Source organism: Methylosinus sp. shoA (assembly GCF_059718125.1).
On sequence record NZ_AP046091.1, the window covers coordinates 3,930,054 to 3,948,343 of the forward strand.

At 63.1% G+C, this 18,290-nt stretch carries 19 protein-coding genes, 2 tRNA genes and 3 pseudogenes; 12 read left to right on the top strand and 12 right to left on the bottom strand.

The annotated features are described in order from the left end of the window. Positions 1–56 precede the first annotated feature (56 nt). Entirely contained in the window at positions 57–974 is a 918-nt protein-coding gene (locus AC6IW9_RS18300) for a glycosyltransferase family 2 protein (RefSeq protein WP_497765843.1), read from the top strand. Here AC6IW9_RS18300 and AC6IW9_RS18305 read toward each other — a convergent pair. Both AC6IW9_RS18305 and AC6IW9_RS18310 read right to left on the bottom strand, forming a co-directional pair. Continuing rightward, positions 916–1,782, bottom strand: a complete 867-nt coding sequence (locus tag AC6IW9_RS18305) for a WecB/TagA/CpsF family glycosyltransferase (RefSeq protein ID WP_497765845.1) — start codon at positions 1,780–1,782, stop codon at positions 916–918. The two genes, AC6IW9_RS18300 and AC6IW9_RS18305, sit on opposite strands and share 59 nt — an antisense overlap. A gap of 180 nt (positions 1,783–1,962) precedes the next feature. Further along, positions 1,963–2,151, bottom strand: coding sequence for a hypothetical protein (locus AC6IW9_RS18310; protein ID WP_497765848.1), 189 nt, complete (start codon positions 2,149–2,151; stop codon positions 1,963–1,965). Positions 2,152–2,311: 160 nt separating this feature from the next. On the opposite strand from AC6IW9_RS18310, the gene AC6IW9_RS18315 reads away from it, so the two are divergent. From AC6IW9_RS18315 to AC6IW9_RS18335, 5 genes are all read left to right on the top strand, one after another. Further along, positions 2,312–4,441 (top strand): GumC family protein, encoded by a 2,130-nt coding sequence (locus AC6IW9_RS18315; RefSeq protein WP_497765851.1) that lies wholly within the window; start codon positions 2,312–2,314, stop codon positions 4,439–4,441. Then, the gene (locus tag AC6IW9_RS18320; RefSeq protein WP_497765853.1) at positions 4,438–5,685 is read left to right on the top strand and encodes a surface polysaccharide polymerase; all 1,248 of its coding nucleotides are present in this window, start codon (positions 4,438–4,440) and stop codon (positions 5,683–5,685) included. The genes AC6IW9_RS18315 and AC6IW9_RS18320 overlap by 4 nt, the downstream gene beginning before the upstream one ends. Continuing rightward, on the top strand, positions 5,682–7,484 hold the full coding sequence (locus AC6IW9_RS18325) for an alpha/beta fold hydrolase (protein ID WP_497765855.1): 1,803 nt from the start codon (positions 5,682–5,684) through the stop codon (positions 7,482–7,484). Before AC6IW9_RS18320 ends, AC6IW9_RS18325 begins: the two co-directional genes overlap by 4 nt. Next, on the top strand, positions 7,481–8,479 hold the full coding sequence (locus AC6IW9_RS18330; RefSeq protein ID WP_497765858.1) for a glycoside hydrolase family 5 protein: 999 nt from the start codon (positions 7,481–7,483) through the stop codon (positions 8,477–8,479). Before AC6IW9_RS18325 ends, AC6IW9_RS18330 begins: the two co-directional genes overlap by 4 nt. A 114-nt stretch (positions 8,480–8,593) precedes the next feature. Further along, positions 8,594–8,670, top strand: a tRNA-Arg gene (locus AC6IW9_RS18335). 184 nt (positions 8,671–8,854) lie between these two features. Here AC6IW9_RS18335 and AC6IW9_RS18340 read toward each other — a convergent pair. After that, positions 8,855–8,944, bottom strand: a tRNA-Arg gene (locus AC6IW9_RS18340). Between the two features lie 53 nt (positions 8,945–8,997). Here AC6IW9_RS18340 and AC6IW9_RS18345 point away from each other — a divergent pair. Further along, the gene (locus tag AC6IW9_RS18345) at positions 8,998–9,411 is read left to right on the top strand and encodes a hypothetical protein (protein ID WP_497765861.1); all 414 of its coding nucleotides are present in this window, start codon (positions 8,998–9,000) and stop codon (positions 9,409–9,411) included. Here AC6IW9_RS18345 and AC6IW9_RS18350 read toward each other — a convergent pair. Further along, positions 9,408–9,803: pseudogene (locus AC6IW9_RS18350) on the bottom strand (IS5 family transposase); the annotation flags it as partial. The gene AC6IW9_RS18345 and the pseudogene AC6IW9_RS18350 sit on opposite strands and share 4 nt — an antisense overlap. Positions 9,804–9,887: 84 nt before the next feature. Here AC6IW9_RS18350 and tnpA (AC6IW9_RS18355) point away from each other — a divergent pair. The 4 genes and pseudogenes from tnpA (AC6IW9_RS18355) (at position 9,888) to AC6IW9_RS18370 (ending at position 12,331) form a co-directional block, all read left to right on the top strand. Next, the gene (tnpA, locus tag AC6IW9_RS18355) at positions 9,888–10,295 is read left to right on the top strand and encodes an IS66-like element accessory protein TnpA (protein WP_497763764.1); all 408 of its coding nucleotides are present in this window, start codon (positions 9,888–9,890) and stop codon (positions 10,293–10,295) included. Next, the gene (tnpB, locus tag AC6IW9_RS18360) at positions 10,292–10,645 is read left to right on the top strand and encodes an IS66 family insertion sequence element accessory protein TnpB (protein WP_497763765.1); all 354 of its coding nucleotides are present in this window, start codon (positions 10,292–10,294) and stop codon (positions 10,643–10,645) included. Before tnpA (AC6IW9_RS18355) ends, tnpB (AC6IW9_RS18360) begins: the two co-directional genes overlap by 4 nt. Positions 10,646–10,772: 127 nt before the next feature. Beyond that, positions 10,773–12,100 (top strand): annotated as a pseudogene (gene tnpC / locus AC6IW9_RS18365) (IS66 family transposase); the annotation flags it as partial. A gap of 126 nt (positions 12,101–12,226) precedes the next feature. Next, positions 12,227–12,331, top strand: a complete 105-nt coding sequence (locus AC6IW9_RS18370; RefSeq protein WP_497772537.1) for a transposase domain-containing protein — start codon at positions 12,227–12,229, stop codon at positions 12,329–12,331. 124 nt (positions 12,332–12,455) lie between these two features. Here AC6IW9_RS18370 and AC6IW9_RS18375 read toward each other — a convergent pair. Beyond that, positions 12,456–12,835: pseudogene (locus tag AC6IW9_RS18375) on the bottom strand (IS5 family transposase); the annotation flags it as partial. 201 nt (positions 12,836–13,036) lie between these two features. Between AC6IW9_RS18375 and AC6IW9_RS18380 the strand changes: the two are divergent. Next, positions 13,037–13,387: a 7-cyano-7-deazaguanine synthase gene (locus tag AC6IW9_RS18380; protein ID WP_497765864.1), complete on the top strand. Its 351-nt coding sequence runs from the start codon at positions 13,037–13,039 to the stop codon at positions 13,385–13,387. A gap of 81 nt (positions 13,388–13,468) precedes the next feature. On the opposite strand, the gene tnpC (AC6IW9_RS18385) is transcribed toward AC6IW9_RS18380, so the two are convergent. The 7 genes from tnpC (AC6IW9_RS18385) to AC6IW9_RS18415 all read right to left on the bottom strand — a co-directional run bounded on the left by tnpC (AC6IW9_RS18385) (position 13,469) and on the right by AC6IW9_RS18415 (position 18,108). After that, positions 13,469–15,106, bottom strand: coding sequence for an IS66 family transposase (gene tnpC / locus AC6IW9_RS18385; protein WP_497763766.1), 1,638 nt, complete (start codon positions 15,104–15,106; stop codon positions 13,469–13,471). A gap of 49 nt (positions 15,107–15,155) precedes the next feature. Then, entirely contained in the window at positions 15,156–15,509 is a 354-nt protein-coding gene (tnpB, locus tag AC6IW9_RS18390) for an IS66 family insertion sequence element accessory protein TnpB (protein WP_497763765.1), read from the bottom strand. Beyond that, positions 15,506–15,913: an IS66-like element accessory protein TnpA gene (gene tnpA / locus AC6IW9_RS18395; protein WP_497763764.1), complete on the bottom strand. Its 408-nt coding sequence runs from the start codon at positions 15,911–15,913 to the stop codon at positions 15,506–15,508. Before tnpA (AC6IW9_RS18395) ends, tnpB (AC6IW9_RS18390) begins: the two co-directional genes overlap by 4 nt. Before the next feature lie 551 nt (positions 15,914–16,464). Further along, positions 16,465–16,668: a hypothetical protein gene (locus AC6IW9_RS18400; protein ID WP_497765867.1), complete on the bottom strand. Its 204-nt coding sequence runs from the start codon at positions 16,666–16,668 to the stop codon at positions 16,465–16,467. A gap of 69 nt (positions 16,669–16,737) precedes the next feature. Beyond that, a complete protein-coding gene (locus AC6IW9_RS18405) occupies positions 16,738–16,869 on the bottom strand; it encodes a hypothetical protein (RefSeq protein ID WP_497765870.1) in 132 nt (43 codons plus the stop codon). 94 nt (positions 16,870–16,963) lie between these two features. Further along, on the bottom strand, positions 16,964–17,572 hold the full coding sequence (locus AC6IW9_RS18410; protein WP_497765873.1) for a phage antirepressor N-terminal domain-containing protein: 609 nt from the start codon (positions 17,570–17,572) through the stop codon (positions 16,964–16,966). 137 nt (positions 17,573–17,709) lie between these two features. After that, positions 17,710–18,108 carry a hypothetical protein gene (locus tag AC6IW9_RS18415; protein ID WP_497765876.1) on the bottom strand — a complete coding sequence of 133 codons (399 nt, stop codon included), beginning with the start codon at positions 18,106–18,108 and terminating at the stop codon, positions 17,710–17,712. Positions 18,109–18,290: the final 182 nt, after the last annotated feature.

An 18,290-nucleotide genomic window follows, 5' to 3' on the forward strand; every position in this document is an offset into this window, starting at 1 on the left:
TGACTCATTAACCACGCGCCGGCTAATTCTCGGCAGCTTGCTCGCAGGATTCGACGATGACGCAGCGGACATATCTCCAGGATCGGGGCGCGGAGAGCGAACCTCCGACGCTGTCGCTCATCGTCTGCACAGTCGGCCGCGTCGATCCGCTCGCACGCCTCTTTTCGTCCCTCGTCGAGCAGACGAGCAGAGACTTCGAGATCGTTCTCGTCGATCAAAATCCGCCCGGAACGCTCGACGCGGCGCTGGCTTCGGTCGTCGATCGCCTGAAGATCCTGCATGTTACTTCTCCGCGTGGCCTCTCTCGCGCGCGCAACGCCGGCCTGCGCGAAGCGAGCGGCGCCCTCGTCTGCTTCCCGGACGACGACTGCTGGTACGCGCCGAACCTCGTCGAAGACGTGATCGGGCGCTTTGCGCGAGAGCCCGGCCTCGATCTCCTCATGGGACGCACCGTCGACGCCGATGGCGCGGATTCCCTGGGATTGTTTCTTTCCGACACCTGTCCCGTCGATCGCCGCAATGTCTGGTTCGCAGGCAATTCGAACGGTCTGTTTCTTCGCGCGGAAACGGCGAGACGGATCGGCGGCTTCGACGAGAGTCTCGGCGTCGGCGCCGACACGCCGTTCCGATCCGGAGAAGAAACCGATTATGTGCTGCGTGCGCTCGCGCTCGGAGCTCGATGCCGGTTTCATCATGACCTGACCGTCTTTCACGATCAGGCGCCGGAACGCAGCGCCGCCGCGATCGACCGAGCCAGCGCTTATGCGCCGGGTTTCGGCCGCGTGCTGAGACTGCATTACGATATCCTCTATCTCGCAGAGCGCCTCATGCGCACTCTCGGCCGCGCCGCCTTGTCGGCGCTCATTCTCGATCTCGCCACGGCGCATTACAAGCTCGTCTGGGGCCTCGGCACGATCAGGGGGTATTTATCGCCTTGTGGAGGTGAAAGAACACGATTGCCAGGGCGAAGGTGAACGCTCCGACCGTGTAGCGATAGGCAGGCCTGCGCGGTTCTCGAATCTCGCTCCACAGCCATCCCAGCCGCTCGACGCGCTGCAGCTGGAAAAACGCCAGCGCGAGCGCGAAAGTGAACGCGCCGACGGTATATCGACGAGCCAGTCGGCGCGGTTCTCGCCACAGTCTGAACAGCCATTCCAACCGCGCGCGTCGGATCCATGCCGGAGCGCGCGGCGTGGCCTCCGAGATGAAGTCGAACAAAGCGCCGACTCCGAACACGACCTTGGTGTTCAGCACATCGCGATGTGCGTCCATGAACAGTTCCTGTCGCGGATTGCCCATGGCGACGAGCAATACATCCGGGGCATGGCCGGCGATTTCCGCGACGACCGCCGCTTCTTCTTCAGGCGAGAAAAAGCCGTGGCGATAGCCGACGACCACGTGCCGCGGATAGCGCGCCATAAGATTGGCCGCCGCGCGCTCGACGACCTCGGGCCTCGCCCCGAGCAGATAGATGCGCAGCGGCCATTCGCTGCTCGCGAAAAACCTCGGAACGAAGTCCGTCCCATTCAGATTTCCGGGAAAGGCCGCGCCCGTCGTCAATTTCGAGGCGACATCGAGCGCGACGCCGTCATTCAAGACCAACATATGCGACAAGGCCCGGCGAAAAGCCGCATCGAAAAACGCATTGCTCGCCGTATGCGCATTGCAGAATGCAATGTGTCGGGATCCGGCTCCTCGAAGCGCGGCTTCGATGTGACGCAACGCCTCTTCGAAGGTCAAGTGCTCGATGCGAATCGGACCGAGAATCAATGCACGCTTCATCCCAGACCTCTCGAGAGACGATTTCTATCTCACGAGAAGAACAAGCGCCGACATCACCAAGAATATCTGAACAGATCAAAGTCCAATCTATTCTTGGTTTTTCAGTTCATATCGAAACAATTACAATTCGATTCAAACTCTGCCGAAGCCGCCCGGCCCCGCTGCGCGAGGCGCAACAGCCTACCGCCGCGACTGAAACATGGCGCAGAGGATGATCGCCCCGAGAGACAGCGGCCAGAGCGCGTGAGCGAAGACGAACAGCACGGGAGAAAGTCTTCGGCTCTCGTTCCAATTCATGGAAAGCGAAATGAGAGCGATGCCGCAGCCGATCGCCAGATAGACGTAAATGAAGGCGTCGAAACCCCACATCGGTCGCTCCCGCGTCGCTCGCCGCAGACATCGACGCCGAATCCTCGCGTCGACGCAGCGTCCAGCGTCGACATTAACATAAGCTTAAGGATAACATCCTCTATATTGGCGACGCATCCGTCCTTCGCGGCCTCGCGCGACGACCAGGAACAAAGCGTCCATGAACCGAATTCGCTCCGGCGGCGAGCCGCAGATGGATCCGAACGGGTCCCGCTCGTCCGAGCGCAATGCGGGCGCCTCCGCCGCCATGGAGTTCGACTTCGCCGAATATATTCGCTTCGTGCGGCGGCACGCCAAATGGATGCTGACGATCGCCACGATCGCCTTGATCCTCGGACTCTGCTTCTATCTGCTCATGCCCGCGCGCTATCGCTCCGTCGCCGAGATTTTGCTCGATCCGCGCGGCGTCGCGCTGGCGAAGACCGATCTCGCGTTTCAGAGCCTGGGAGCCGACAGCAATCTGCTCGATCTCGAGACGCAGCGCTATCTCATCGTGTCGAGCAGCGTGCTCGGCACGCTCGTCGACGAGGAAAAGCTCACCGAAGATCCCCAGTTCACGCGCGTCGGCCTCATCGGCAGGCTGCTCGGGACCAAGGCCAACGAAAGCAGGGAAGCAGCCATCGAAAAGCTCGCGGCGATGATCGAGGTCGTGAGAGGCGAGCGCGCGCTGATCCTCGACATCGTCGTGGTCAGTCCAGACCCTCGACTTTCGGCGCGACTCGCGAACGCGGCCGCACGCGTGTTCTTTTCGCAGAACGGCGCCGCCCAGCGCGAAGCCGCGCGGCGGGCGGGCCTCGCTCTGCAAGGCCGCGCCGAGCAATTGGCGCAGGAGCTGAAGGACGCCGAAGCGAAAGTCGAACGCTACAAGTCCGAGCATGATCTCTCCGAGACGGCGGGCAAGCTCACCGCGGAGCAGCAGCTCGCCGATCTCAGTTATCAGCTCGGCCTCGCGCGATCGCAGGTCGCGCAGACGCGCGCGCGCTATGAGGAGGTCGCGAAGCTGCAGCGTTCGAAAGCCAATGTCGATCAATTGTCCGACGCGGTGCATTCCAACACGATTTCCGGCCTGCGCACGCAATATGCGACGCTCGTCCAGCAGAAGTCGGCGATAGAGATGCAGTTCGGTCACAAATATCCGCCGCTGATGGATGTCCAGCGCCAGATCCAGGAAGTCGGCAGGCTGATCGACGCCGAGCTCGCGCGGATCGCCGGCGCCGCGCTCAGCGATCATCGCCGCGCGCAGGCGACGGAAGCCGATCTCGAGAAGCGGCTCGCGGAGCTGAAGCAGCGGTCGTTCCAGCTCAATGAAACAATGGTCGGTCTGCGCGCGCTCGAACGCAGCGCCGAAGCGATTCGCAATCTCTATCAATCTTCGCTGAAGCGCGCGAAAGAGCTCGAGGAAACGCAGGAGGTCGACAGCTCCACATCGCGGATCATCACCGAGGCCGTGCCCAGCGACAAGAAAGCCGGCCCTCCCCTGCCCCTCGTGCTCGGCGGCGCCCTGATCTGCGGGATCGGTCTCGGAAGCGCCGCCGGATATTTCCGCGACCGCATGGATGCGAAAGCGGACGATCCGGCGGAAACCTTTCGCGGATTGTTCGACCTTCCCATTCTGGCCGAGTTCCGCTTCGCGGAAACTATGAGGCCGAGCGCCTCGAAGCCCGAGTCCGAGCAGCCCTCGATGTGGCTGCTGCATTGGATTCTCGGCGTCGCCGGAGACGATGGGCCGCGAACCATCTTCTTTCTCGGTCTCGACGAAGATGGCCGCAAGCCGAAGGTCATGTTCGAGATCGCGCTCGCCGCGCTCGAGCGCGGACAACGTGTCATTGCGCTGGACGCGGATCGATCCGACGGCGCAGCATGCCGTCACTGGCGAAAGGAAGCCGTTCGATTGCTGCGCAATGGATCACGCCGCCATGACATCGAGCTGGCGACGCGCTGGCCGCACGACTCCTGTTTCGCTCTTCACGACCGCTCCCGAGGCAGCGCCGAGTTCGTCTCGATCGCGGAAGTGCTCGATTGCGACGCCCTCGAAACGCCGCCTCGACGCTTCTGGAGCGCTTTCCGAGACAGGATCCGGGCCTTCCAGAGCGCCGACATGATTCTGGTCAGCGCCAATGCGCAGGACTACGAAGCCTTCGCCGTCGACAGCTGTTCGGACGCTCTGCTCGCGCTCGTCGACGGCGATCGTCCCGAGCGGGGCGTTCTCACCCGCCTCGCCCGATCGATCGGAGCCCACATCCCGAATTCGGCCGGAGTGGTTCTCGTCGGAGAAAGGGCGGCCGCATGAGCGACGTCGCCATTTCGAGCTTTGCCGCGATCGAGGAACGAACGGAGACGACCAGGCTCCTCGCGGCGGCTCTGGTTTTCGGCGGCGTCATTTTCAATTTCGTGCTCTGCATCGTCAATGCAAAGGCCTTCTCCATCAATCCGGCGATCGTCATGCTCGCGGAGATGGGTCTCATCGGCGCGAGCCTCATGCTCATGGCCAAGGATGCGACTGTGCTGGCGGTCATCCTCGTCGGATTCCTGTCCTATGCAGCGTTTCTCAGCGCAATGAGAGCGTCGGTCGACATGAAAGCGATTCGCGACGTGATCATTCCGATCACATTCTTCTTTCTCGGCCGTCGCTTCGGCGACGCATCCATGGGCGACCGCCTCGTCAAGCTCTGCGTCTGGACGGTCCTGATCGTCGGTGCGTGCGAGTATAGCTTCTTGACGCAATATCTGAAGATCGTCGACATCCGGGCCTATTATGTCGCGCGCGGCACGGTCGATCCGGCGTCGATCGACACGACTGGAACCGGCCTCTTCGCGAGCGGCATTCGTCCGGAAGGCAGAACCCTGCTGCCCTTTCTCGGCGCCCATCGCGTTTCCTCCATCTTCCTCGAGCCGGTGTCGATGGGCAATTTCGGAGCGGTCGCATTTTCCTGGATCGTGCTGCGCAATTTCTCGAACCCGCGCAGGCTCGTGGTCGCGCTGATCCCCGCCGTCGCGGTCTTCGTCATGGCGGATGCGCGCTTCGGGCTGATGGTGTCCTCGATGGCCTTCATCATCTATCCGGCGTCGCGATACGTCGGCCGCGTCATCCTGCTTCTCGCGCCCTTCTTCGTCATTTTCGTGCTGACGGTGAACGGTTTCCTCAACGCCGACGTGATCTGGGACAATGGCCTGCAAGGGCGAATGATCCTTTCGGGACAGATGCTGTCGCGCCTCGATTTCTGGGAGGCGATGGGCTTCATTCCGGTGACGCGCTTCGTGTCCGATTCCGGCTACACATACACGCTCGCGAAATTCGGCCTCCTCGGCTGCATCGGACTCTGGAGCCTGTTCACGCTGACGCCGACGGCCAACGAGCTCGCGTGGCGTTATCGGCTGTTCGTAGGATTCTACATCACAGCGCTTCTGATCATCAGCGACTCCGTCTACTCGATCAAGACGGGAGCGCTGGTCTGGTTCTTGTCGGGTTGCCTCGAGGCTCCCGACCCTCGTGACGATTTGCATGAAATGGAACAGCGAGCGCGACGCATATGACGGAAGGGCCTCGATCATCCGCGGGAGGAACGCCGATCGCCTTCGACGGCTGTGCGGGATTCTATCATCCCGGCAGCTCCTGCATGGCGGTGCTGATCTGCAGTCCGTGGGGTCATGAAGAGCTGAGCATGCGCGCGAGCCTGCGCGAGCTCGGGGATCGTCTCGCGGATGCGGGATTTCCCACATTGCGCTTCGATTATCCGGGAACCGGCGATTCGCTCGGCGCGAACGAGCATCCCTGGCGACTCGAGAATTGGGTCGAGGCCACGAAATCCGCGGCGGCGTTGCTTCTCGATCTTTCGCGCGCGCAACGTATCGTCGTCGTCGGCCAAGGGCTCGGCAGCGCGATCGCGATCTGCGCGGCGAAAGAATTGGAGACTGTCGCTGGCCTCGCGCTTCTCGCGGGCTTCGCTCGCGGCGCGCTTTATCTGAAGCAGCTGAAGGTGAGCGCCGCCATGCTCGCCGACGCGGCCGGACTCTCGTCCGCCGCGAAGGCGAACGAAGGACTCGATCTGCTCGGCTTCAAACTGCCCGAGTCATTCGTCTCGGATGTGAAGCAGCTCGATTTTCTGACGCTCGCGCACGCGCCGGCGCCGGCGGCGCTCGTCGTCGGCCGCCCCGGCGATCGCCAGAGCGAGGCGCTCGCCGGCCATCTCGAGCGGCTCGGCGCCGCAGTCGAGAAACGGGATTACGACGATTATGAGCAACTGACGACCAATCCGCCCATAAAGACGATTCCGCTCGAGACATTCGATGCGGTAAGGTCCTGGATGCAAGCGATCGGCGGCGCCCGCGACGCCGACGCGGACTCGCCGCTCGGCCTGCTTCCCGCTGAGGTCCGCCTCGAGGACGAATGGTTCCGGGAGACGCGCTTCCGCTTCGGTCCACGCGAACTTTTTGGAGCTTTTTGCGAACCGAAAGGACAGCGCCGCGGACGAACCTTGCTGTTCCTGAATTGCGGCGCCAATCCACATGCCGGCTGGCGTAGAATGACGGTCGAGCAGGCCCGGTTTCTGGCGCAGCGCGGAATAGCCTCCTTGCGCATCGACACGTCCGGAATCGGCGACAGCCCGGCTCGGCCCGATGCGGCGACCAAGATCTATTCGCCGCACCAGGTGGAGGAAGCTCGCGCCGCCATCGACTGGCTCATCGAGCGCGGCGCGCGCGAGATCACTCTGGTCGGCGTCTGCTCCGGCGCGTACCAGGCTTTTCATACGGCTCTGGAGGATCGGCGGGTCGACGATCTCGTGATCGTGAATCCGGCGGTCTATGTGTGGGACGACAATTACCAAGTCGAGGAATATGTGAAGTTGTTTTCGCGGAGCAATCTCTCCTATTTTTCACGCCTCGCCGAGGCGGATGGTCTGATGAAGCTGCTTCGCGGGCGCGTCGCTGTGGGCCGGCTGGCCGGCGTCGTCGCCGAACGCGTTCTCGACAAGATCAAAGCGCATCTGACGGCGATGGTCCCGTGGCTTCAGGGGCCGATCGGACGGGAGGTTCATCGACTCTTCGGCCGCTTGAGAGCGCGCGACGTCCGCATCTCTCTCGTCACCTGCGAGAATGATCTGAGCGAGGACGAGTTGGCCAAGCATTTCGGCCGAGGCGGAGCGCGGCTGCGCGCCTATCCCAATGTGTCGCGATCGCGCATTCCGAAGGCGGATCACAATCTCACCACGGATGCGAGCGTCGCATGGCTGACCGATCATCTGTTCGCGCGCGCGACGGCGAGCCGCGGCGGGCCGACGCGCCACATCGTGACGGAATGCGCCGCGAAGCGTCCGCTCGAAGGAATGACGTGAACCGCCTCGCCGCGATCCTCTTCGCTTCGGTCCTCTGGTCTGCGCAGGCGCCGGCGCAGCAGCGCGCGCCCTCCGTCGCGAGCGCGACGCCGCAGATCGGCGTCAACATTTCGGGCGCCGAGCTCAATCCGGGCAAGAACCGGCGCAATTTCGACTATGTGTTTCCGACCGAGGCGCAAATCGACTATTTCGTCGCGAGGGGAATTCGCACGTTTCGCATCCCCGTGCTCGCCGAAAGGCTCTTCGCCCCGGCGCGTCCGGGGAACGAGAAGACGCAAGACTGGCCGCTGCTGCGGAAGCTGATCGACCACGCGCGCGAGATCGGCGCCACGATCATCGTCGATTTCCACCAATATGGGCGCATGCGCGCCGGCGTGATCGGCCGGGACGGCCCCGCGACGCGCGAATTCGCCGCGGCCTGGGGCGAGACGGCGCGGCGTCTGCGGCGCCATCGCAATGTGATTTTCGGCTTGATGAACGAGCCGCACGAACAGAGCGCGGCGGAGTGGCTGACAGGCGCGAATGCCGCCATCGCCGCCATTCGCGCGGCGGGTGCGCGCCAGCTGATCCTGGCGCCTGGCTCCTATTGGACGGGCGCCCATTCCTGGACGACGACCGACAATGGCGAGGTGATGAAAGGGATCGTCGATCCAGAGCGCAATTTCGCCTATGAGGTTCATCAATATCTCGACGCCGATAGTTCGGGGACGAAGCCGGAGGTCGTCGGGGGAGCCGGCGCGTCGCGCCTCGCCGCCTTCACCGCTTGGGCGCGCGCCAACGAGGCCCGCGCCTTTCTCGGCGAATTCGGCTTCGCGGCGACGCCGCAGGCGCTCGCCGAGGGCGCGGCGCTGCTCCGCTACATGGCGCAGAACAGCGATGTGTGGATCGGCGGCGCCTATTGGGCGGCGGGACAATGGTGGGGCGACTATATGTTCTCGATCGAGCCGAAGGGCGATCGCGACCGGCCGCAGCTGGATGTCCTGCTCGGAAAATGACGCGCGAGAAAGCTATGACGGAGCCGTGTGTTTCAGGGCTCTTGAAGCCGGACCGAGATTCGGATTATTCGTTTTTCCGGTCTCGGGCGCGCGCGCCGCGGGACCACAGGCAATCTCCCGGTAGCTCAGCAGGATAGAGCAACGGTTTCCTAAACCGTAGGTCAGGGGTTCGAATCCCTTCCGGGAGGCCATAGAAATCAATGCGTTATCGAAAGCATTCACGGCCCATCGCGTCCTCGGGGTATCGCTGGGGTAACTTTCGGGCAAAGAGGGGACCCTGCCGATTTTTTTGCGGCCTGGGCGCTCGGGCCAGATCGGGACGGATAGCCCGACGCGCTGAGCCTGTTCATCCGAGGTCGGGGCGTTTCACTGCGCAGTCAGGAGGGGCCGCGCTATTGATGTAGGAGGAACGGGAAACCTCCGACCCCCTCGTTCGGGACGAGGGGCGCTACCAAGCTGCGCGACATTCCGACGGAAAGAAAAAGGCCCCGTAGAAGCGTCTCTCGGGGGCCCATGCGTTGGCCTTCGCGAAGCGCCCGGAAAATCCGGCGACGGCTTCGCCTGTTGACGTGACGGCTCACGAGCGCCTGATATCGCCCCCGCCGGATCAGCAAGCCGCGGGGAGCCGATCTCCGTTTCTTCCCGAACTGTTGCGCCGCCCGAACGCCCGCAAACTCACGCCCGAGAACGGGAACAGTTCGCCGAGCGAGGACCTTATGCGCAGCTTGAACGGATGGCAGAGGATCGGCGTCGTTCTGTCGACGCTCTGGTTCCTGTTGGTAACGACGCTCGTCGGCGCCATTTGCGGACGGGCATTGCTGGAAACCAATTTCGCCGCGCTCTGGGACGTCGAGACGGCGATGAAACGTGAGGTTTCGAAGCAGCAGGCGAATGAAAAAGCGTCACCTGCACTAGGGTCTGTAGACATTTAGGCGATTGCGTGCAATGCGGCGGAGAGTTGGACAAAAGCAGCAAAGCTGGCGTCGGTTTTATCGTAGCGGGTTGCGATGCGCCGCCACTCCTTCAGGCGTTGGATGCAGTTCTCGACCAGATGGCGCCATTTGTACATTTCGGCGTCATGCGGGATAAGCTGTTTGCGATCAGCTTTGGAAGGGATGACGGCGAGAGCGCCTTGCTGCTTCAATCGCAGACGCAGGGCGTTGTTATCGAAGGCTTTGTCGGCAATGAGCGCGGCAACGTCGACATCCTCGATCAAGGGCGCAACGCCGACGCTGTCATGGCGCTGCCCCGGTAACAGGATGAAGCGCGCCAGATAGCCCAAAGCATCGACCAAAAGGACGATTTTCGTGTAAGCGCCGTTGCGACCCCATTGATTCTTCGGGTTCGGAAGGATTTTCGGATGTGAGATTCTTCTGAGGGACAGCCATGTCTCTGGAAGGATCCGAAGATGAACGAGAATGCGACGATCGAAACGGCTTTTGGCGCAGGATTTGTCGGACGTGTGGATTTTCGTCGTTCACGTTCGGGCAATCGGCTGTGGTCGAAGGAGCTGAAGGGCCGGATCGTACGAGAGAGTCTCGCGCCTGGAGCGCGCGTCGCCGACGTGGCCCGCAAATATCGGATATGCGCGCAGCAATTGACGCAGTGGCGCCGCCAGGCGCGCACCGGGCGGCTCGCGCTGGTGACCGACGGTCCCGCGGAGTTCGTGGAGATCGAGCTCGAGCAGCCCTCCGTTCGTAACGAGAGCGATGCGAAGATCGAGATCGTCGTCGGCAAGGTCGTGTTACGGCTGGATCAGGACACCGCGTCGACGCGCATCGCCGAGATCATGACGGCGCTGGAGCGCGGCGCGTGATCATTCCGTCGCAAGGGTTGCGGATCGTGCTCGCCGTGCGTCCCGTCGATTTCCGCTGCGGGCATGACGCGCTGGCCGCTCTCGTGCAAAACAAGCTCGGACTCGATCCGCATTCCGGGCTCATCGTCGTGTTCCGCTCGAAGCGAATGGATCGCTTGAAGATTTTGCTGTGGGACGGAACCGGACTCGTGCTCGTCTACAAGCGTCTCGGCGATAGCCGCTTTTCTTGGCCGCAGATCAGCGACGGCGTCCTGCAATTGAGCCGGGTGCAATTCGAAGCTCTATTCGACGGGCTCAACTGGAAGCGCGTCGGCGAGCGGATCGTGGCGACGCCGACCGCGGCGAACTGATCGCAACTTCGGCTTCATTCGGCGCCTCGCTTGCGATAGATTCGCCGACGTGACGCCGAGCTTCGATCCCTCCAGACTCGCAGAGCTGCCTGCCGAACTACGCGCATTGTTCGAAGCTCAGCGCGCCATGCTCGAAGCCGAACGCATCCGCGCCGATCATGAGCTCGCCGCGCGCCTTCACACCGAGAGCGAGCTCGCAGCGTCGAAGGAGACGGTCGAACGTCTGCAATTGCTCGTCAAGGAATATGAACGCGCGCGTTTCGGCAAGCGTTCGGAGAAACTCGATCCCGATCAGTTACAGCTCGTTCTGGAAGATATCGAGATCGCCATTGCCGAAGTCCAGGAGCGGGAAGACGATCGCGCGCGCCGCTCGGGGCGCCCGGCGACCAGGGAGCGCGCCGCCCGCGCCGCGCGCGCCTTTCCTGCTCATCTGCCGCGCGTCGAGCGCGTGATCGAGCCAGAAAGCCTCGCCTGTCCCTGCGGCTGCGGCCTGATGGTTCGGATCGGCGAGGACCGCTCCAGCCGCCTCGACGTGACGCCGGCGCAATATCGCGTCATCGAGACCGTGCGGCCCCGCTACGCCTGTCCGACAGGATGCGCGGGCGTCGCCCAGGCGCCGGCTCCTGCGCATCTGATCGAGGGCGGCGTTCCCACCGAGGCGCTGCTGGCGCAAGTGGCGGTCGCCAAGTTCAGCGAGCACATGCCGCTCTACCGTCAATCGCAGGTCTTCGCGCGCCACAGGATCATGCTCGACCGCGCCGTTCTGGCCGATTGGATGGGAACGACGGCCTTCCACCTCGCGCCGATCGTCGAGCGCATGAGCGCGCTGATGAAGCTGTCCGGCCGTCTATTCATGGACGAGACTCGGGCGCCGGTTCTCGATCCCGGCCGCGGCCGGACGAAAACTGGCTATCTCTGGGCGGTTCTGCGCGACGACCGCGGGCACGGCGGCGCCGATCCGCCGATCGTGGTCTATCATTACGCGCCGGGTCGCAGCGGCGAGCACGCCGAGCGGATGCTCGAAGGATTCGACGGCGTTCTCCAGGTCGACGGCTATGGCGGCTATCATCGTCTGGCGCGCGCCGAGCGCAAAGGTGGCGCCCCACTGCGGCTCGCCTGGTGTTGGAGCCATGGCAGGCGCGAGATCATCGCCGCCACGCCGAAAGCGGGCTCGCCCATCGCCGAGGCGATCCTGGCGCGCATCGCCGCGCTCTATGCGATCGAGGCGGACATCCGGGGCAAAGAGGCGCCGATCCGGCAGAGCGTTCGCGCCGAGCGGTCGCGGCCTCTTGTCGTCGAGCTCGAAGAGTTTTTGCGCGCCAGGCCGCTCGCCTCTCCGGCCGCAGCGACATGGGCAAGGCGGTCGCCTATCTTCTGAATCATTGGGCCGGGCTGACCCTGTTCCTCGACGATGGACGCGTCGAGATGGACACCAACCTCGTCGAAAATCAGATTCGGCCGCTGACTCTCACGCGCAAGAATGCGTTATTCGCGGGGCACGATGAAGGTGGACGTTCCTGGTCACGTCTCGCTTCGCTCATTGCGACATGCAAGTTGAACAGCGTCGATCCCTATGCCTGGATGAAGGCGACGCTCGAGGCGATCGCCGATGGCCATCCGCAGTCGCGCATCGACGAGCTGATGCCCTGGGCCTTCAAATCCTCGTCGCCGACGCCAGCCGCCTGATCGCTCACCATTGCGCTGAACCAATCGCTGACAAAGCTTTGCGCCAAAGGCTTGCAATGCCTTGTCGCAACGAATTGCAAGCTATTCTTCCATTCCAGCGGCAATGGGACGACAACGGCGCTTACATTTTCGTCGTCAGCCCGCCGCGCGAGCGGCCGATGGCCTGACTTTGAGTCCCCCTTTTGCGCCGGTTCCGTGCCGGTGAACTTTGATGATTGTGCCGTCGATCATCGCATATTCAAAATCAGGATCGCCCGAGAGCGCCATAAAAATCTGATCGAAGACATCCTTCAACGCCCAGCGGCGGAAGCGTTTCCACACCGAGGACCACTTGCCGAAACAATCGGGCAAATCACGCCAGGGTGAACCGGTACGGGCGATCCACAACACCCCCTCCAAGAACAGACGATTGTCTTCGCCGCTACGGCCCGGATCGCCTGCCTTGCCAGGAAGCAGCGGCGCTATCGTTTCCCATTGCTCATCCTTCAATGCCAAGCGAATCAAGGCTAACCTCCATTTTTCAGCCTTGAATCAAAATTTCAGCCTTGCGGGAATCCCCTTCCTACTCGAATGTCTACAGACCTTAGCACAATCGACGAAGCGCAGCGACCTAACGATGTTGCTGGGCTCTCCCAATTGCCGTGTCGTCGACGACTTCTCTACTGCTCTGTACCACGTGGCGTGGGCAGGGCGCCGAGCATTGACATGAGGGTCCTGCTTTTCTCCGGTGGCGTAGAGTCCACCGCACTTGCCTACTGGCGACGGCCAGACCTTCTGCTCACCATCGACTACGGGCAACGCCCGGCCGCCGGAGAACTGAGGGCCGCATCACACCTGGCTCGACAGCTTGACCATCAGATAGTGACAGCGAACGTGGGCGCCTTGGGCGCTGGGGACATGGTCGGCCGAAGTATGGCGTCTCACTCCAAGGTTAGTGAGGCGTGGCCTTTTCGGAACCAATTCCTTGTAACGGTAGCCGCCATGGCATGTGCGGATCGCGGCTTGAAGGAAAGTAAGCGCCGTTGTCGTCCCATTGCCGCTGGAATGGAAGAATAGCTTGCAATTCGTTGCGACAAGGCATTGCAAGCCTTTGGCGCAAAGCTTTGTCAGCGATTGGTTCAGCGCAATGGTGAGCGATCAGGCGGCTGGCGTCGGCGACGAGGATTTGAAGGCCCAGGGCATCAGCTCGTCGATGCGCGACTGCGGATGGCCATCGGCGATCGCCTCGAGCGTCGCCTTCATCCAGGCATAGGGATCGACGCTGTTCAACTTGCATGTCGCAATGAGCGAAGCGAGACGTGACCAGGAACGTCCACCTTCATCGTGCCCCGCGAATAACGCATTCTTGCGCGTGAGAGTCAGCGGCCGAATCTGATTTTCGACGAGGTTGGTGTCCATCTCGACGCGTCCATCGTCGAGGAACAGGGTCAGCCCGGCCCAATGATTCAGAAGATAGGCGACCGCCTTGCCCATGTCGCTGCGGCCGGAGAGGCGAGCGGCCTGGGCGCGCAAAAACTCTTCGAGCTCGACGACAAGAGGCCGCGACCGCTCGGCGCGAACGCTCTGCCGGATCGGCGCCTCTTTGCCCCGGATGTCCGCCTCGATCGCATAGAGCGCGGCGATGCGCGCCAGGATCGCCTCGGCGATGGGCGAGCCCGCTTTCGGCGTGGCGGCGATGATCTCGCGCCTGCCATGGCTCCAACACCAGGCGAGCCGCAGTGGGGCGCCACCTTTGCGCTCGGCGCGCGCCAGACGATGATAGCCGCCATAGCCGTCGACCTGGAGAACGCCGTCGAATCCTTCGAGCATCCGCTCGGCGTGCTCGCCGCTGCGACCCGGCGCGTAATGATAGACCACGATCGGCGGATCGGCGCCGCCGTGCCCGCGGTCGTCGCGCAGAACCGCCCAGAGATAGCCAGTTTTCGTCCGGCCGCGGCCGGGATCGAGAACCGGCGCCCGAGTCTCGTCCATGAATAGACGGCCGGACAGCTTCATCAGCGCGCTCATGCGCTCGACGATCGGCGCGAGGTGGAAGGCCGTCGTTCCCATCCAATCGGCCAGAACGGCGCGGTCGAGCATGATCCTGTGGCGCGCGAAGACCTGCGATTGACGGTAGAGCGGCATGTGCTCGCTGAACTTGGCGACCGCCACTTGCGCCAGCAGCGCCTCGGTGGGAACGCCGCCCTCGATCAGATGCGCAGGAGCCGGCGCCTGGGCGACGCCCGCGCATCCTGTCGGACAGGCGTAGCGGGGCCGCACGGTCTCGATGACGCGATATTGCGCCGGCGTCACGTCGAGGCGGCTGGAGCGGTCCTCGCCGATCCGAACCATCAGGCCGCAGCCGCAGGGACAGGCGAGGCTTTCTGGCTCGATCACGCGCTCGACGCGCGGCAGATGAGCAGGAAAGGCGCGCGCGGCGCGGGCGGCGCGCTCCCTGGTCGCCGGGCGCCCCGAGCGGCGCGCGCGATCGTCTTCCCGCTCCTGGACTTCGGCAATGGCGATCTCGATATCTTCCAGAACGAGCTGTAACTGATCGGGATCGAGTTTCTCCGAACGCTTGCCGAAACGCGCGCGTTCATATTCCTTGACGAGCAATTGCAGACGTTCGACCGTCTCCTTCGACGCTGCGAGCTCGCTCTCGGTGTGAAGGCGCGCGGCGAGCTCATGATCGGCGCGGATGCGTTCGGCTTCGAGCATGGCGCGCTGAGCTTCGAACAATGCGCGTAGTTCGGCAGGCAGCTCTGCGAGTCTGGAGGGATCGAAGCTCGGCGTCACGTCGGCGAATCTATCGCAAGCGAGGCGCCGAATGAAGCCGAAGTTGCGATCAGTTCGCCGCGGTCGGCGTCGCCACGATCCGCTCGCCGACGCGCTTCCAGTTGAGCCCGTCGAATAGAGCTTCGAATTGCACCCGGCTCAATTGCAGGACGCCGTCGCTGATCTGCGGCCAAGAAAAGCGGCTATCGCCGAGACGCTTGTAGACGAGCACGAGTCCGGTTCCGTCCCACAGCAAAATCTTCAAGCGATCCATTCGCTTCGAGCGGAACACGACGATGAGCCCGGAATGCGGATCGAGTCCGAGCTTGTTTTGCACGAGAGCGGCCAGCGCGTCATGCCCGCAGCGGAAATCGACGGGACGCACGGCGAGCACGATCCGCAACCCTTGCGACGGAATGATCACGCGCCGCGCTCCAGCGCCGTCATGATCTCGGCGATGCGCGTCGACGCGGTGTCCTGATCCAGCCGTAACACGACCTTGCCGACGACGATCTCGATCTTCGCATCGCTCTCGTTACGAACGGAGGGCTGCTCGAGCTCGATCTCCACGAACTCCGCGGGACCGTCGGTCACCAGCGCGAGCCGCCCGGTGCGCGCCTGGCGGCGCCACTGCGTCAATTGCTGCGCGCATATCCGATATTTGCGGGCCACGTCGGCGACGCGCGCTCCAGGCGCGAGACTCTCTCGTACGATCCGGCCCTTCAGCTCCTTCGACCACAGCCGATTGCCCGAACGTGAACGACGAAAATCCACACGTCCGACAAATCCTGCGCCAAAAGCCGTTTCGATCGTCGCATTCTCGTTCATCTTCGGATCCTTCCAGAGACATGGCTGTCCCTCAGAAGAATCTCACATCCGAAAATCCTTCCGAACCCGAAGAATCAATGGGGTCGCAACGGCGCTTACGATTTTCCGGAGGGTGATAATCTGATCTGACTGCCTCAGCGAAGGGGGCAACGTCCAGTGAACTCGCGCCACACCTCAAGCCTTTCGGGCTTCATGCTCCGCAACGATCGCCGCCCTTACTGCGTCCTGCGGCAACCGGTGCCTCGCCAAGGTGTAGCACGACAAGATACGCCGCTTAGAGTTTCCCTCGATTGTGACGAGACATAGGCCCGCGTCGATTTCGCGTTCCCCTCGAGGTCCGGCTCCTCCTCGAAATCCGCGTCGCCCGTCGAGCTCGTCGAGAAGAAGCAGGAGCGACTCGATCGCCTCTTCGATCAATCGGCGCATTCCGAGCGGCAATTCGATCACCCTGGCCGTGCTCATTTCGAAAGCCCCTCGTTCGCAATGTCAGGATGAAAAAACGAGAGCGGCCCGACAACAATGGCCGGACCGCTCACAGGTAATTGCCCGGCCTACGCCGCCGACTCCTTCCCGTCGACCAGAGCCTGAATCTTCTGGCGCAGCTCGGGGTCCAGCTTTTTCAGCTCCACAAGCGCGCTCGGCGGAGGGCATGCGCCGGGATTGCTCAGCAGCTCGATGTGAAAGAACTGTTGCGCGGGAACGTCCTGCAACGCGCCGAGCGCCGACCCGGCGATTTGCCCGTTGTGGTCGACCACAGTCGTCGGCCGGCCGCGCTCGGCGAGATGTTCCGCGAAGCTCTTCCTCTTCGCCGCGTCGCCGCCGATCTACGCGCCCTGCGGCTTCTTCTCCGGCGTCTTGCCCTCCGTGACGAAGAAGAACATGCCGTTGGCCCGTTCGAGAACATGCTCGTGGCCGTAGCTCGCATACGTGTCGAGCGCCAGACGCAGGCATTCCATTCTGATATCTATGTTGCCCATAACGTTCCCTTTCACTGAATTGCGAGCGGCGAGCCAATCCCGCCGCTCGGAACGCGCGCCATGGTGGCGCGTGTCACTGGCGGCCCCCTCCGTTGGTCTGCGGGGCAACCGTGATTGTCACGCTGCCGGGCGGATGCGGGATGTCCAGCATGTCGCCCTGGGACAGGGCCGACGCCATCGCCGGGACCCAATCCAGCCCGAGCTTCACCCACAATTGTGCGCCGGCACGCTCGCCGAAGCACTTCACCGCCGTGTTGACCTTTCTCAGCTTCAAGCCGTCCGGCGATTGCTCGTCGCCATCCGCGGACTCGGAACTCGGACGCCCGCCGATCGACCGGCCGTAGAAGTGGCTGAACAGGACCGCGTAGCACTCGCGCTTATAGGCGAGGACCCGCTGGCGTGTTTCCTTGTCTTTCACGCGGCTCTCGTCGATCGTGAAGAGCCAGCCGTTCACCAGATCGAGGCGGAGGCAGGTCGTCTCCTGTGCGCCGCCCGGCGAAGGTATCCCTGTGACGAGGATACCTTCCGAGAGAATCGCATCTCTGGTGAGACGCTCATGCTGACTGCTCCATTTCAAGCCCAGGGAGTCGCAGATCGGCTTGACGGCTACGAACACCCCGTCGTCGCGCTCGACGGCGAACAGCGTGTCGTTTCGGAAGTCCACGGTTACGATCTTACCCATGGTTACAGTCCTCCTCGGAGCGCCGGCCCGCCAAGACCCGTGTGCGCTCAGGTGGTCGCAAAGCGACCGCCGGGCTCCGAGGAAGCTCGGTCAGTCGCACAATCCCCATGGCGGTGGGGAATTCGAATGTCAGTGGTTCAGGCGGTCTTGAAGACGCCGGCCGCGGCGCGGATCGCGGGCGCGCATTCGCCGCCCCAGTTCGGCTCGATCACTTCAGCAATGACCAGAAGCAACGCCGCGGCGCCAACCGCCGTCGTCGGCTGCGCTTTGAACAGAACAGCCCGCTCGAACTCGCACACGGCGCCGACGGCGCGGCCTTGCGCTTCATCGGCCTCTTCTGTTCCGAGACGGTCGTTTTCGTGGATCGCAGCGATGTGCGCGGCCTCGAGGCGGCGCCATTCCTCGATCACCGCGAAGACCGGATCGGCCTCCGCCGTATCGGCAACCGCCCCGGCCACAGAGCCCGCCGAGAGCGCGGCGGCGCCCGCCAGAATGCGACGGCGGGACGGATTCGTGTTAGGATTTTCAACAGCCATTGTTGGCGTTCCTGTCGCTTGCGATGGTTAGGGCCGCCTTGGGAGTTCCAGTCCCTTGGCGGCCTGATTTTTTTGTGATACCCCTAATTCATGAGCCAGTCAATACAGGATATCCCAAAAAAGAGAGGTCGGCCAAGAACAACAGGCCGGGGTGAGGGGGTAATGCTTCGCCTTCACCCTCC